This is a genomic window from Paenibacillus sp. FSL K6-4396, from assembly GCF_038002525.1.
In the GTDB taxonomy this organism is placed as follows: Bacteria; Bacillota; Bacilli; order Paenibacillales; family Paenibacillaceae; genus Paenibacillus; species Paenibacillus amylolyticus_B.
In genome coordinates, this window is the sequence record NZ_JBBOCR010000001.1 from 5,565,875 (window position 1) to 5,580,968 (window position 15,094).

Here is a 15,094-nt window from a genome sequence, read left to right on the forward strand (position 1 = left end):
CCCAAAAAGATAGCTATCGTGTACAATAAATACAATCTAATTATTGCCATCAAAGGAGCCATGTCCATGCTACCGCTTTACAAAAAATACGGGCGAACTGTCTTTGACATCGCGTTGCTCGTATTAACCGTGTATGTGATCATGTACGGTTTCAGTCAATTATACCATGTGGCTGCACCGGTCTTTCTATCATTCATTGTGTATTGGATGATTGAACCGCTGGCCAAATTTTTACATCGCAAAGGATTGCCCAAGACACTTGGGGCCGCAATCTCTGTCTTGTTGTTTCTTGCATTAATTGTTGCTGCCTTTTTTGGGGTAGGCTTGATTATCATTTCACAAATTTCCAATCTTCAAGATAATTTCCCCGTATACATTGAAATGATACAACGTGAATTCACCAATCTGGTGTTATTCATTCAGGACAAGTCAGATGCTCTCCCTGATGGAGTTATGGAAAAAGCGAATGATTATTTTGCAACACTGACCGGGTTCCTGTCCAAATGGGTAACGAGCGGAGCGCAATTCGTCGTAGGCTTCCTCAGTTCGTTCTCATCGTTTATTACGAACTTCGGAATTGCGATTATTCTGGCCTTCTTTCTCAGTATCGAGATTGAATCCTGGCGCAAGTTCGCCCGTGCGAAGACGCCCAAAACATTAAAGTTAGCTATTGAATTCATGCGTAATCACGTGTTCAAGACAATCCGCTCGTATTTGAAGGCACAGATGATCATGATGCTCATTACGTTTGTATTGATTTATGCAGGTTTGTTGATTTTGGGAACCTCTAATGCCTTTACCATTGCAGCAGTCTGTGCCGTTTTTGATCTGGTACCATTGCTTGGCGTTCCTGTTGTGTTTATTCCATGGATCGTCTACTTATTCATTATTGGCAATAGCAGCCTGGCGATTGGTCTGATTGTGATTCTGGCAGTGACGATGCTGACACGGCAGTTGCTGGAACCGAAAATATCGGGTAACTCGATTGGTGTATCTTCGGCGTACTTGATGCTTTCGTTTATGCTGATCTCCCTGTCGATCTTTGGCCTGGCTGGTGTAGTGTTATCTCCAGTGCTCCTGATCCTTCTGAAAGAACTGTTACAACAAGGGTACCTGCAAAAGTGGATTCACCTGCCAAAAGATGAATTTGAATCCTCTCCATTAGTAATGGATCCACCCGTTAATAAGGCCTCATCCAATTCTGCCGAATCTACTGTACAACGTCCCGTTCCTGCGAAGAATCATGAGGACTCAGCCAAGTAGTCCATCACCTTCCTGAAGAGTGCTGTCGCCTGATGTTGGCTGTCAGGAGAGACATTTTGAACAAGAACAGCTACAGCATATTTGGGTTGTTCTACCGGTCCATAACCAATGAACCATTGATTGTTGCGCTTCTCTCCATGTTTCTGTACCTGAGCTGTACCTGATTTCCCTGCAACATGCCACCGCGCACGCTGCAGGGATTTTCCTGTTCCCTCACGGACTACCTTATTCATCCAGGATAACAGTTTATGCGCTGTTGCGGGAGCAATCTGTCCTGCGGCTGAAGGTGAATCATGCAAGGGCATCTCCAGCATGGTGCCACCATCCGCATATGGGATACGTTTAACGAGACGTGGGGCACTAACCTTTCCATCATGTAACAATGTAACGATCAGATTGGCAGCTTGCAGCGGTGTGACCAAGACATCGCGCTGACCGATTGATGTCTGTATTTTCGCACCTTCATCAGCACCAGTAACAGCCTCTGTTCTCACACGCCCTTGATCCTCATGATCAAAGTGTCGTAACACGGGCATTCCTGCCATCTGCTTCCCCTCCCAGCCAATCGGACGCGCGAGTCCCAGACGATCAGCCGTGTTCTCCAGTTGTTCCATACTAAGCCTGCGCGCCGTTTCCGCAAATACGATGTTGCAAGACTCAGCGAATCCTTGCTCCAGATTCAGGTTTCCATGCCCATGCTCCTTCCAGCAAGACAGCCCATATCTTCCGTACTCACCACCGCAATGGAATTCTTCTCCGTTAGAAACCGCATGGTATTCCAACGCAGCGGCCGCAGTGACAATTTTGAAAATGGAACCCGGGATGGCTCCCTGTACTGCACGATTTTCCCAGGCCGATTGCTTGGGGTTAACATGTTGTGGCTGATAGAAAGGGCGGGAGATCATGGCGCGAACATCTGCGTTAGCGGCATTTAACACAACAATGGCCCCTTCTTGTAATCCAGATTCTTGCGTCAACTCCTCCAACCCACGCTGTAACTTAGCATCCACAGTGGTTTCCACACGTAAAGGATAATGGCTATTTGCTGGTGCAATGACGTGCGGCTGAATATCAGGGATAATCTCTCCACCCCCCGAGACCATGCGTGATACAAGCGTAGGGCCAATTCCCCTTAACAGCGGTTCAAGTGTCCTCTCCAGTCCAGCTGCTCCTGATTTCATGGCAAATGGCTGTTTTACTTCATCCTGATGCCCAGTTAGAACTTTGGAGGACTCAGGCTGTTCAGCCAGATAACCCATCCACTGCATTCCTGTATGCCCCTGAAGGTACCTTGTCATCATCGGATAGATGCCAGCTCCCTGCAGGTGCAAACTACGTAGGCGCTCCACCTGAGCAGCGTTCAAATGAACAGGCTGATGTGTACCTGCTGTCCAGAAATGAGGTATACTTTCCTGATTCCATTCCTTCTTCAATTGATCCGGATCGGTATGTAATATAGTTGCCAACTGTATCATCTCGGAGCCTTCTAATGCCCCTTGCTTGCGTAATTTCTCTAATGGCACTGCCTGTGGAAAAAGAACCAGTCCCCATTGCAGCTTACCAGTCAACGCCTCACCCTTGTAATCCGTAAATTGTCCCCGCCCCGGGTCAAGCATCACCCCGCGTTCACGCTGCAATACAGACATTTCACGTACCGTTCGGTCAAATCCAGGCATCGTCTGATTCACCTGAACGATCTGAACCCATCCCAATCGTAATATAAGTAATCCAAAGACAAGAGTTAGAAGAATACAAGTTATATAGATTCGCCGTTTCGCAAGGAGATGCATCTCATTCTCACCTTTTGTCGTTTTGACATATTATTGCTGATATGGCTTGGAATTATCCGGTAAACAAAAAGAGAACCTGTCCCATGTGTGGGACAGGTTCTCCTCATTTCAACCTTGACTTGTTACACCGTGAAGCGTGACAAGGTTTCTTTCAGTTCAGTAGACACATTCTCCAGTTTGCCAGACAGATTGACCAGCTGGTTACTGATATTCTGCTGTTCACTGCTCAAGGAAGCTACTTCTTGGGACGTTGCAGAAGATTCTTCAGCTACAGCGCTGACATTGCTCATGGCTTCAGACAATGTACCTTGAGATTTGTTCAAATCTCCAATAGAACCTGTCACCATGCCCAGACGTTCCACAAATGCACCCATCTGTTCCTGCACGGAAGCAAAGATGACGTTGGTGTCTTTAACCGCATCCATCTGTTCCTTGAATAACGGATAGGCTGCAGACAAAGCATCCACGGTCTCATTCATTTCGGTCATGATTTTGTCTGTGATCTCTCCAACCATCTCAATGGATTGTCTGGATTGAGCCGCAAGCTGACGAACCTCATCAGCCACCACCATGAATCCACGTCCGGCTGCACCGGCACGTGCTGCTTCAATGGTTGCATTCAGGGAAAGGATATTTGTCTGTTTCGTTATGTTTTGCAGCACTTCAAGCACTTTCAGAACAGAAGACGTACTCTCTTTCAGCGAATCAACCTTATTCACCAGGGCACCAATCATTTCTTCTGTCTTCTGCGTTTTGGTCATCAACTGATTCAGATGTTGTGTTCCTGTCTGACTGGACTTCTCTACATGACGAGCAGAATCACCCATCTGTTCATTAGCAGCGATTACACTCTGCATCTGACGAGAGATATTGTCCGTTAATTCATTGCCACGTTCCGCTTCGGTTGCCAAACTGCCTGCACCGCCTGCGATCTCTTCTGTAGCTACGGCAATCTCCGAAGCAGACACAGCCGTTTTCTTGGATGCACTGCTCAGCTCAGAGGCCGTATCCAATACTTCCTGCGCAGAACGATTGGTTTGTTCAACCAGCTTAGTAATCTGCTCCATCATCAGATTGAAGGCGGTCGAGAGCTGACCAATTTCATCCTGGGAGCTATATGGTGTACGAACTTTAAGATTACCCTTCGCACCTTCCTGCATCAGGTCTTTCAATTTGCCGAGTGGACGAGCGATCATACGCACCATCCAGATCCCGATCAATACTGCAATCCCCGCATCAATCAGCGCCATCCAAAGGGTCAGAGTCAGAATGCCTTTTGCGTCCTGAACCAAAACAGAGGTAGGTATCATACCAACCAGTTTCCAATTGGATGTATCCATCGTACTGTATACAGCCAGCATTTCAGTAGATTTGCCATCTACCATATACTCCGTATTCGTACTACCTGCTGGTTCGGTCAACTCTTTGACAAATGCAAGCTCTGTATCTTGTCCCGTACCATCCGAGATGGAGGATGCCACCACTTTATTATCCGGAGCAATCAGTTGAAGAATAGCTCCCGGCCCCAGATCAAGCGATTTCAATTGTTCCTCCAGAACTTCCAGTTTCAGTTCAATAACCAGAACATACGACTGAGTAGTCCCTTGCAGGTTTTTCATGGAACGTGCAATACTGAACGTTGGCGTTGAGCCATCTTCCTTGATCTCCGTTGGAAGCCAGCGATAACCGCCCGCCTCAATCAACTCACTGTACCATGCTTCCTGGCGAATGCTGCCCATGGATGAACTGTTGCTACCGGTACCCATAATGGACTTTGTATCGTCCGTAGGTACCAAATAAATCGCTTCCATGGATTTATTCGTAAATGCAATATTGGACAATTGTTTATTGATCGAACTTGAATTTATGAATGTATCATACGCAGTCAGATTTTGATCTGACATTTTTTGTAACAAGGACTGCATTTCCGGATCAAAGAAAATCTGTGTGGATGTATCCACAAATCTCTCCAAAATAATGTCCATTTTTTGTTTGGTCTGATCAATGGTCTCCTGATTGGCACGCGAAGCATTTTTCTCTATCGTACCCTTGGCTTTTGAATAGGATAATAGACCTAAACTCACTACAAAAATCATGATCCCCGCAAAAAAGATCAAGAACAGTTTAACCCCTACGGATTTAACCGGATTTGCCTTCCTAATTTGTTTGAAAGAAGACCCTCCAAGGTTTTTCCAATCCCGGTTTTTTAATTGTTTTTTTACCCAATCGGTCTTGATCCAGCCCAGCTTCAATTTACTACGGTCAAACTTAAGTAATTTTTTCCCATTCCCTTTAATTTTACTTTTACCTACTTTTTCTTTCTTCACTTTCTGAACCTGCTCAGGATTAACCTGCTCGGATTTTGTCACTTGCTCCCCACTGTCTTTCTGCTTCTTTTGAACCATTCCCATTCACCTGCCAGTTATTTACTTGTTGGATTTTTCTTTCTCTCCCCTATAAATATGTAGTATTCGACAGCTTTCTTCGTTCCCCTTTCATATCCCAGAAATATTTTACAACTTTATTCCTATTTTTCTATAAAAAAAAGACCCCCATATGCCGATAAGCGGAGGTCCTACATGTTGATTTCATAACATTATTTTGTTAAATCATAATACAATATTGCCACATTGTAGGTATTTCAACCTATTTCTTTTTTCTCATCATATCAAAATACGAAACCGGCTGATCCACCTTCATTTTAATCAGTTGCAACGGGTGACGAGCAGCATCTAGAACATTGCCTTCTTCATCCTGTATTTCGCCGACCACCTGTTTGAAAAAGTGACCTCCCGGACCAAAAAATTCAATTTCCTGTCCTGGTTTGAAGTGATTGCGCTGTTGAATGGTTGCCATTCCTGTTTCGGCATCATACCCCATGACCAATCCAGCGAAGTCAAAAGGCACGGCCTTTTCTTCCGGCTCATAGATATGATCTTCATGGTCTGGTGTATCATAGAAAAACCCGGTATTCAGCGGGCGATTCGCAGCTTTGTTCATTTCTTCAACCCATTCAGGTTTCAGAACATAATTCTCCGGGTCGGCCATATAGGCATCAATAGCTTGACGGTACACGTTAACCACAGTTGCCACGTAGTGGATCGATTTCATACGTCCTTCGATCTTGAAACTGTCCACGCCCACATCAATCAACTCTGGGATATGACCAATCATGCACAGATCCTTAGATCCCATGGAGAATGAATTATCCTGTTCTTGGAACAGAGGAAGCTGATTCTCACCCAGTTTGAATGGCGCAGGTGCCTTCATCTGCATGTCCTCTTCGCTGACCCACACCGTATCTTCTCTGGCATCCTCGAACAGATCATACTTCCAGCGACAAGACTGGCAACAGCCACCCCGGTTGGAGTCCCGATCCGTAAAATGGTTGGAGAGCACGCAACGTCCGGAATACGAGGAACACATTGCCCCGTGAATAAAGGCTTCAATTTCAATATCCACATTGGCCTTGATCTCTTCAATCTCTTCGAAGCTGGTCTCACGTCCGAGAACAACTCGCGGGAGTCCTTCATCTTTCCAGAACTTCACGGCTTGCCAGTTGAGTGTGGATTGTTGAGTACTCAGATGTACCTCAAGGCCCGGCACAGCACGAAGGGCTACTTCAATAATAGCTGGATCAGCTACGATGATCGCAGAGATTCCCGCATTATAGAGGTTTTGCAGGTATGTTTCGATACCCTCAACATCCTCATTATGTGCATAGATGTTTGTCGCTACAAACACTTTGGCTCCATACTTTTTGGCAAATTCCACACCTTCACGCATCTCTTCAAAGCTAAAGTTATCCGCGTTGGAACGCAGTCCATAGGCCTGTCCACCGATATATACAGCATCTGCACCGTAATGAATTGCAAATTTCAGTTTTTCCAGATTACCCGCCGGAGCTAGCAGCTCCGGTTTGTCCAGACGGTTACGTTTACCCGAGAACTTCCGCTGTACCGCCACTGTTTCCATTCTGTTCACCTCATCTATTAATACACTTGTTCTTTATAGAAAAATCCAAACGACAATTCACGTTCAGGGTCCTGTAACTTCCGCACCTCAGCGAGCCACTCTTCAGAGAACGCATATGCATCAGCATCGGCTACATAACTGTCAATCGCTGTCCGATATGCACGTACAACAGCTTCATTGTAGGCAAGTGATTTTAACATACCTTCAATTTTGAAACTGTGCACACCCGCCTCCATCAACAGATGGAGATCTTCGAGGATACATATATCCTCAGAGCTCATAATGTGTGTGCCATTAATGTCCTCATAGATCGGGAATTTCTCATCCCGGCGTTCAGCCTCAATCAGGAACAATCCCCGCTCTTTGCCCAGATGTCCCTCAACCGGCCGCCCTTGATGAGCCATGTAACTTTGCACCAGACTGCGCTTCGAATGATAAATATTCGTCATACCATGCACCTGAACCTGAGCTTCCACCTTCAAAAAAGGAACCATTTCCGTCAACTCGTCCATATTCAACTCACGGGCAAGCACAACACGACTAGCGCCCTTGGTTCCCCAATAGTTGGCCGTCGCATAGTTCGTTGAAGTCATCTCCGCATTCCAGTGCAGCTTCACATGTGGAGCGTATTCCTTCATGGTAGCCAGCACGGATGGATCATTAAACTCCACACCATCAATACCGATTCTGCCAAGTGCTTGAACATATTCAGGCAATTCTTTCAACAGTTCGTTGGACATCAGATTAGTCATGGATACATACACACGCGCCTGATGTTTGGCTGCAATGGCAACCACCTCTGCTGTATCTTCCACGCTAAAGCTGCCTGGAAGACGCATGCCGAATCGATCATCTCCAATAACCAGAGCATCTGCTCCCGCCTGGAGCAGCACTTCTGCCTCTTTCACATTCGCTGCTGTAACGAGCAGTTCATGTTTCTTACTCATATAATCCCCTCCGCTTATTGCGCAGCCTTACTTTTGGCTATATTTTGCTGGTGTTCCTTATACGTTTTGGCAAATAGATGTCCAGACGAGCCATCCTTTTTTGTCACATAGAACAGATACTCCGAAGCTTCCGGATTTAGTGCTGCTTCAATGGACGGAAGACTTGGACTGGCAATTGGACCTGGTGGCAAGCCTTTATTCAGATACGTATTATAAGGACTTTTCACCTTCAGATCCTTGTAGAACAATCGCTCCTTCGGTCTGTCGAGCAGATATTGCACGGTAGCATCAATCTCCAGCTTCATATCCTGATTGATCCGATTGTAGATTACACCTGCAACCAGAGCACGTTCCTCGTCCACTACAACTTCTTTCTCCACGAGTGATGCAATCGTCAGCAGTTCATGCAGGGAAAGGTTCTTTTCCTGCAGCTTGGCTTCCAAATCAGGGATAGAATTGATCTTGGTTTGAAATTCTTCCAGCATCCGTTGCATCACATCATGCGTTGAACTTCCTTTTTTAAGTTCATATGTCTCCGGGAACAGATACCCTTCCAATACGTAGCGAAGTTCTTCATCCACTGGAATATCTTTGAGGATATCTACGTCGAAGGCAGACGGATCATTAGCCAGCTTGATAAATTCATCCCGATCGACAACATGCTCATAAGAAAGCTTACCCGCCATTTGCAGAACGTTATAACCCTCCGGAATCGTAAATTTCACCATTTCTTCCGGTACAACTTCACCACTACTCAGCTTGCTAACAATCTCATCATATGTCACGCCAGGATTCATAGAATATGTACCCGCCATGAAATTAGAACCTAGTTTCTTCCACTTTAAATACCCTTTGAAGGTTAACCCACTTCGGATGAGGCCTTCTTCTTGAAGCTGATCCGCGATTTTCGAAGTTCCCGATCCGCTCTTAATCTCGAATACGACCGGTTCTGTAGAAGCTTCCACAGGACGCATCATACTCCATACGTAACCGCCTGCGCCTCCGGCAAGAACTACAATGATAAGCAGTATGACTACAATTGCTTTCCCTTTCAAAAAAGAAACAACTCCTTTACACAACCAAAAAGAGCGGACTTCTCCGCCCTCCCGGTTTCTTCAATTTGAAGCTGATTTAATCTTCGTCAATGGGGAGTGTACACTCATCATACAGTTCCGAGATGTTCTCCCACTCATCATCATCGTCGATCGTAACTAACTCTGGCATGATCTGGTCTTCACTTCCAGGTGATACCCGCAGAAGTTCAACCTCGTCATAAGGTCGCAACGAACTGCGGAGCACCGCGTACTGCTGACCGTTCACTTCGAACTCAGCCAACAAGTCATACGGTTGTGATTTACCGTTCTCTTCCTCGAGCTCAACATGAGCACCGAATGCCAGACGCAGTGAATCTGTCCATTTCAGGTCTTTGCGGCTATATTCCGTCATTTAGTTCGCTTCCTCTTCATCTTCAGCAAGAAATGTATTAAACGTCTCCTCGACGATATCCCATTCGGCATCATCTTGGATGACGAAAAGTTTAATATCGTCGCCCTCTTCTTCATAACGGAATGCATATACATCCGTTTCGCCATCTTCAGGTTCAACCGGAGCAACCATCATGTACTTGGCCTCCGAACCATCTACTTCAAACTTCATGATGACTTCAAATTCCTCTTCATTACCCTCGTCATCCGCAATGTAAATAATTTCCGCTTCTTCTTCCATACCCAGTTGATCTTCAGCCATTGTTGATCCCCCTCACCTTCTACTATTGGCATCCAAATAATTTTGCAAAATCAAGCTTGCGGCCATTTTGTCCACAACCTGCTTGCGTTTTTTCCGACTGACATCCGCTTCGATCAGCGTACGTTCTGCTGCCATGGTTGTCAGCCGTTCATCCCAAAGGTGAACAGGTAAATTCAGTTCATCCCGCAGGCGTTCGGCAAAAGCAATGCAGATCTCACCGCGCGGTCCTACGGTGCCGTTCATGTTTTTGGGAAGTCCGACTACGATCTCACTAATCTCATGCTCACGCACAAGTTCGGCGATCCGAGCGAACTCGCCTTCATCACGGCGGCGTTCTAGCACTTCCAATCCCTGGGCAGTCCAACCGAAGGCGTCACTCGCGGCAACTCCGATTCTTCGGTCCCCATAGTCCAAACCTAATATTTTCATCCATGCTCTCCCATCCTGGGGCCTGCTCAGGTCGATTACAAATAATCGCCTTCTCAAGCTTCAGGCTGTCTTCTGTCGGTTCATTTTCCGCTGCCTGCAAGGCTGCAACACAGCGGAAGCGGCGTACATTACCGGTGATTGGCCAGATAGGAACGTACAAGCTCTTCAATCAGCTCATCGCGTTCCTTTTTACGGACCAGACTACGTGCGTTGTTGTGACGAGGAATGTATGCCGGGTCTCCGGAAATCAGATACCCAACAATCTGGTTGATCGGATTATACTCCTTATCGACCAATGCATCATATACCGTGAGAAGAATCTCTTTGGAGGATGCTTCCTGTTCGTCACCTTTCACATTAAATTTAACCGTCTTATCCATGGAGTCCATTGATGACACCTCGCTCCTGCATGAACATGGGGACCATGTCCTGCCGAATTGATTTCTGTTTATATAATAACATATTCTGACTGCCACAAGTAAACAAAGGATAAGGCAATTGTGTTTTTTGCTTGTCCTTTACTGGCTTCAGCATAATGCATCATTCGATTCCACACGCTCTCGGGTACAAAAAATAAACGAACAGAACCATTTCGATTTATTTTTTGACGATTGAAAGCCGCTCAATGGATTTATGCATTATGCCCGCTAACCAGCGAAACCGCCAGTTTCAGCGCTTCATCCAGCTTGGTCGCATCCTTACCTCCGGCTTGCGCCATATCTGGACGTCCACCGCCACCGCCGCCGCATACTGCTGCGACTTCTTTGACGATTTTGCCTGCGTGTAATCCTTGTTTTACTTGTTCAGCAGGTACTGCTACAACAAAATTCACTTTGCCGTCCGCTGGAGCACCCAATACGAGTACCGCGTTAGGCAATTTTACTTTCAACTCATCTGCCACTGTACGCAGCGCATCCATATTCGGAGCATCTACGCGTGCTGCCAGCAACTGTGTATTTCCTGCTTGTACCACTTGATCCGTCAATTGACCAGCTTCCATGGCACTCAGCTTGCTTTGCAGGGATTCAGTCTCTCTGGCTGCTTCTTTCAGTTGTTGGTTCAGACCTTCGATCCGTTTAGGTACATCAGCCACATTTGCTTTGAGCAGTGCTGCTGATTGTTTAAGCAGTTCCAACTGGCTTTCCACATACAGATATGCGCCGCGGCCAGTTACAGCTTCGATCCGGCGTACGCCGGATCCAATTCCGCTCTCGCTCACCAGTTTGAAGATTCCGATCTCTGAAGTATTATTTACGTGACAGCCGCCACAAAGTTCCAAACTGTAGTCTCCGACTTGAACAACACGTACAATATCTCCATATTTTTCGCCAAACAGGGCCATTGCACCCATTTCTTTAGCTTCATCAATAGCTTTCAGCTCGATGTTCACGTTCAGACGGTTCCAGATCTGTTCGTTCACCTGACGCTCAATTTCTGTCAACTCTTCCGGCGTAATGCTGCCGAAGTGAGAGAAATCAAAACGTAGACGCTGTGGCTCTACGAGCGACCCTGCCTGGTTTACGTGAGTTCCGAGCACATCTTTGAGTGCCTTGTGCAGCAAGTGGGTGGCCGTATGGTTTTTGATAATGTCGCCACGTTTCGCTGAGTCTACTTCGGCATTGATCACATCGCCTACACGCAGTTCACCAGACTCCACAGTCACCAGATGTACATGTTGTCCAAGTGGAGCTTTGAACAAACCTTGTACTTTCGCTGTTACACCAGCACCTCGCAGCAAGCCCTGATCACTCACTTGACCGCCACTTTCCGCGTAGAACGGAGTCTTGTCCAGAACAACCTGACACGTCTGTCCTTCGCCTACAGATTCAACAAGGGCGTCACCAGCTACGATGGCTACCACTTTTGCTTCCGTCAACAGGTCAGTATAACCAACAAACTCGCTTTTAACCTCCAGGTCAGCAAGTGGTCCGCCTTGGACTTTCATGCTCTCGTTCTCTTGACGTCCAGCACGTCCAAGCTCACGTTGTTTCTGCATGGAAGCATCAAAACCTTCACGGTCCACAGTCAAACCATGCTCTGCTGCATAATCTTCTGTCAGGTCAAACGGGAAACCGTACGTATCATACAGTTTGAAAGCTTCAGGTCCGCTAATAACGGTGCGTCCTTCGGATTTGGCTGTGCCGCTGATATCAGCCAGAATAGCCAGACCATCTGTGAGAGTTTCGTGGAAACGCTCTTCCTCGGTTTTGATTACTTTGGCGATGAACTCCTGTTTGTCCACTACCTCAGGGTAGTACATGCCCATCACTTCACCAACGGTTGTTGTCAGTTCATACAGGAATGGACGGTCAAGTCCAAGCACTTTTCCATAACGAACTGCACGGCGAAGCAATCGACGGATGACATATCCACGTCCTTCATTACTTGGCAGAACGCCATCACCTACTGCAAAAGCAACCGTACGGATATGATCGGCAATGACTTTCAGTGCAACATCAATCTCTACGCTGTCGTTATATTTCACACCCGCAAGAGCGGCTGTTCTTTGAATCATCGGTTGGAACAGGTCTGTGTCGAAGTTGGAATCCACATTTTGCAGAATGGAAGCAAAACGCTCCAAACCTGCACCTGTATCAATATTTTTGTTAGGAAGCGGTGTGTAGCTGCCGTCCTTGTTATGGTTGAACTGGGAGAATACCAGGTTCCATACTTCCAGGTAACGTTCGTTTTCCCCACCTGGATACATTTCAGGATCACTCATGTCGTTTCCGTAAGCTTCGCCGCGGTCGTAGAAGATCTCGGTACAAGGACCACATGGGCCTTCGCCGATATCCCAGAAGTTTTCATCCAATTTAATGATACGCTCAGCAGGCAGTCCTACTTTTTCGTTCCACAGTTTGAAAGCTTCTTCATCTTCCGGATATACCGTTACGGAAAGACGCTCCGGATCGAAACCGATCCACTCTTTGCTGGTCAAGAATTCCCATGCCCATGTTACGGTCTCTTCCTTGAAGTAATCTCCAATAGAGAAGTTGCCAAGCATTTCGAAGAACGTATGGTGACGACGCGTTTTACCAACATTCTCGATATCATTGGTACGGATACATTTTTGGGAGTTCGCTAGACGCGGGTTCTCCGGCTTCTCACGTCCGTCAAAATATGGTTTGAGCGGTGCCATACCTGCATTGATCCACAAAAGAGAAGGATCGTTGTGAGGCACGAGCGATGCGCTCGGCTCGATTTTGTGACCTTTACTTGCAAAAAACTCTATCCATTTGGACCGGATTTCACTGGCTTTCATACTGGATGCCCCCATTAAATTATAATAGTCCGTTGCGTATTCGCTCCGGTTGGTCAACATTGCTTTTGTAAAAATAAACACAAAAAACGCCCCTGAATAATCAGGGACGATGTTATCGCGGTACCACCCTGGTTATTGCTGTTCATCCCTTGCTGCCCGGACAAACAAACAATCTCCTCGTTCATGCGAAATAACGGTCGCTCCCGGCAGGGTTGTCCTGCACTCCGAAATTAGCTTTCCGCCGCTTCATCTTTCAAGACTCTTCCAGCCATCAGTTCAGGCTCACCCTGATCCGATGAAGTCTATTCTCTGAGGAAAGGAACCCTCGGCGTACTTTATTTCATCATCGATTTCATGTTCTAAATATACACACTCATTATATCGGTAGCACAAGCGGGTGTCAACGCGGCTTCCTTGAAGATCTGCCCCTACTATTTAGTCGGTCCTTCGTTTGATGTAATAGGCGAAAAAGTGTTGCACAATCACCTTCAGGACGGCAAAAACGGGTACTGCCAGAATTAAACCTACAATGCCTGCCAGTTCACCTCCGACGAGCAGTGCAAATATAATCGACAGTGGATGCAGATGCAACGTACGTCCCACCACCTGAGGAGAAATAACGTTACTCTCCAACACCTGGCACAGTGTATTCACAATGACAACAAGTAGTACCATTTTAAACGATACGGTTGATGCCATGACCACAGCAGGAGCAGCTCCAAGGAACGGCCCCAAGTAGGGCACAATGTTAAACACAGCTACAATGCTTGCAAGCAGCAGGGCATACGGCATATCAATGATGATATAACCAATGTAGGCAAAGATACCAACAATGACACAGACAATAAACTGTCCCCGAATGTAGTTCCCCAGTGCAGTATCGATCTCTTTCATCACCGAGACAATCGCTTTACGACGTGAACGCGGAAGATACGCCACAATGGTGCGCTCAAACACCTCAAAGTCTTTTAACATATAAAAGATCAGAAATGGCACGATAAACACATTAAATAACACATTAATAGTCGCCCCGATATTGTCCATGAGCACGGTAATTCCCTGAGTTAGTCGATCCTCCATCTGAAAAAACCAACTGTTCATGCCTGTTCGCACACTTGGCGGCATTAATTTGTGATCCATATTGTTCATCAGGCTCTGTGCACGCATGGATAGTTCCGGCATATGCTCGTTGAGTTCCCCCAGCTGTTCAATCAGTACCGGAATCACATTCATCAGAATGACACCGAGGCAGGTCAGGAAAAAGGCATATATGAGTAGTACCGCAATCGTACGCGGCACCTTGCGCCCTCCCAGCATGCTGACAATCGGATTAAGTACATAGGATATGATAAGGGCTACGATAAAGGGTGCCAGCACTGTTTTCAGGAACGCATATAAGTGAAGCAGTAAAGGCCGCAGCAGCCATATAAAATATAAAATGATCAATCCGAGCAGCAGCCAGATCGCGTAACGGAACAGCTTGTTTTTGGTTAATTGCTCCACTTGCATCTCTCCTTTTGGACTGGCTCTGAGAGTCAGTATATGTAGGAAAGGTAATATTTATTAACACAGCGCAGAAGTGGAAAGGAGCAATCCGAACATTTTTTCTTAAAACCAAAAAACGCCTCCTTCATCAGAAAAGGAAGCGCATTTTGCAGTACGGCTTAGCATATAATCGTACA

12 protein-coding genes are annotated in these 15,094 nt (G+C 46.4%); 1 reads left to right on the forward strand and 11 read right to left on the reverse strand.

From position 1 onward, the window contains the following. Window positions 1-66 precede the first annotated feature (66 nt). Entirely contained in the window at window positions 67-1,263 is a 1,197-nt protein-coding gene (locus tag MHB85_RS24340) for an AI-2E family transporter (RefSeq protein ID WP_091020423.1), read from the forward strand. Here MHB85_RS24340 and MHB85_RS24345 read toward each other — a convergent pair. From MHB85_RS24345 to MHB85_RS24395, 11 genes are all read right to left on the reverse strand, one after another. Continuing rightward, window positions 1,242-3,053, reverse strand: a complete 1,812-nt coding sequence (locus MHB85_RS24345; protein WP_341073846.1) for a peptidoglycan D,D-transpeptidase FtsI family protein — start codon at window positions 3,051-3,053, stop codon at window positions 1,242-1,244. The genes MHB85_RS24340 and MHB85_RS24345 overlap by 22 nt on opposite strands. 122 nt (window positions 3,054-3,175) lie before the next feature. Then, a complete protein-coding gene (locus tag MHB85_RS24350) occupies window positions 3,176-5,464 on the reverse strand; it encodes a methyl-accepting chemotaxis protein (protein WP_445739042.1) in 2,289 nt (762 codons plus the stop codon). A 235-nt stretch (window positions 5,465-5,699) separates the two neighbouring features. Then, window positions 5,700-7,028, reverse strand: coding sequence for a peptidase U32 family protein (locus MHB85_RS24355; protein ID WP_076252944.1), 1,329 nt, complete (start codon window positions 7,026-7,028; stop codon window positions 5,700-5,702). Window positions 7,029-7,045: 17 nt separating this feature from the next. Next, complete coding sequence (locus MHB85_RS24360) at window positions 7,046-7,975, reverse strand: peptidase U32 family protein (protein WP_091020431.1); 930 nt, start codon at window positions 7,973-7,975, stop codon at window positions 7,046-7,048. 14 nt (window positions 7,976-7,989) lie between these two features. Beyond that, window positions 7,990-9,030, reverse strand: coding sequence for an endolytic transglycosylase MltG (mltG, locus tag MHB85_RS24365; protein WP_197997794.1), 1,041 nt, complete (start codon window positions 9,028-9,030; stop codon window positions 7,990-7,992). A 76-nt stretch (window positions 9,031-9,106) separates the two neighbouring features. Beyond that, a complete protein-coding gene (locus MHB85_RS24370; protein ID WP_047844066.1) occupies window positions 9,107-9,421 on the reverse strand; it encodes a DUF1292 domain-containing protein in 315 nt (104 codons plus the stop codon). Then, window positions 9,422-9,721, reverse strand: a complete 300-nt coding sequence (locus tag MHB85_RS24375; RefSeq protein WP_017686820.1) for a DUF1292 domain-containing protein — start codon at window positions 9,719-9,721, stop codon at window positions 9,422-9,424. Between the two features lie 12 nt (window positions 9,722-9,733). Beyond that, window positions 9,734-10,150, reverse strand: a complete 417-nt coding sequence (gene ruvX / locus MHB85_RS24380) for a Holliday junction resolvase RuvX (protein WP_062835871.1) — start codon at window positions 10,148-10,150, stop codon at window positions 9,734-9,736. A 128-nt stretch (window positions 10,151-10,278) separates the two neighbouring features. Continuing rightward, entirely contained in the window at window positions 10,279-10,539 is a 261-nt protein-coding gene (locus MHB85_RS24385; protein WP_036616950.1) for an IreB family regulatory phosphoprotein, read from the reverse strand. Between the two features lie 242 nt (window positions 10,540-10,781). Then, window positions 10,782-13,412, reverse strand: a complete 2,631-nt coding sequence (gene alaS / locus MHB85_RS24390) for an alanine--tRNA ligase (protein ID WP_105601814.1) — start codon at window positions 13,410-13,412, stop codon at window positions 10,782-10,784. Between the two features lie 435 nt (window positions 13,413-13,847). After that, complete coding sequence (locus MHB85_RS24395; protein ID WP_091020435.1) at window positions 13,848-14,915, reverse strand: AI-2E family transporter; 1,068 nt, start codon at window positions 14,913-14,915, stop codon at window positions 13,848-13,850. Window positions 14,916-15,094: the final 179 nt, after the last annotated feature.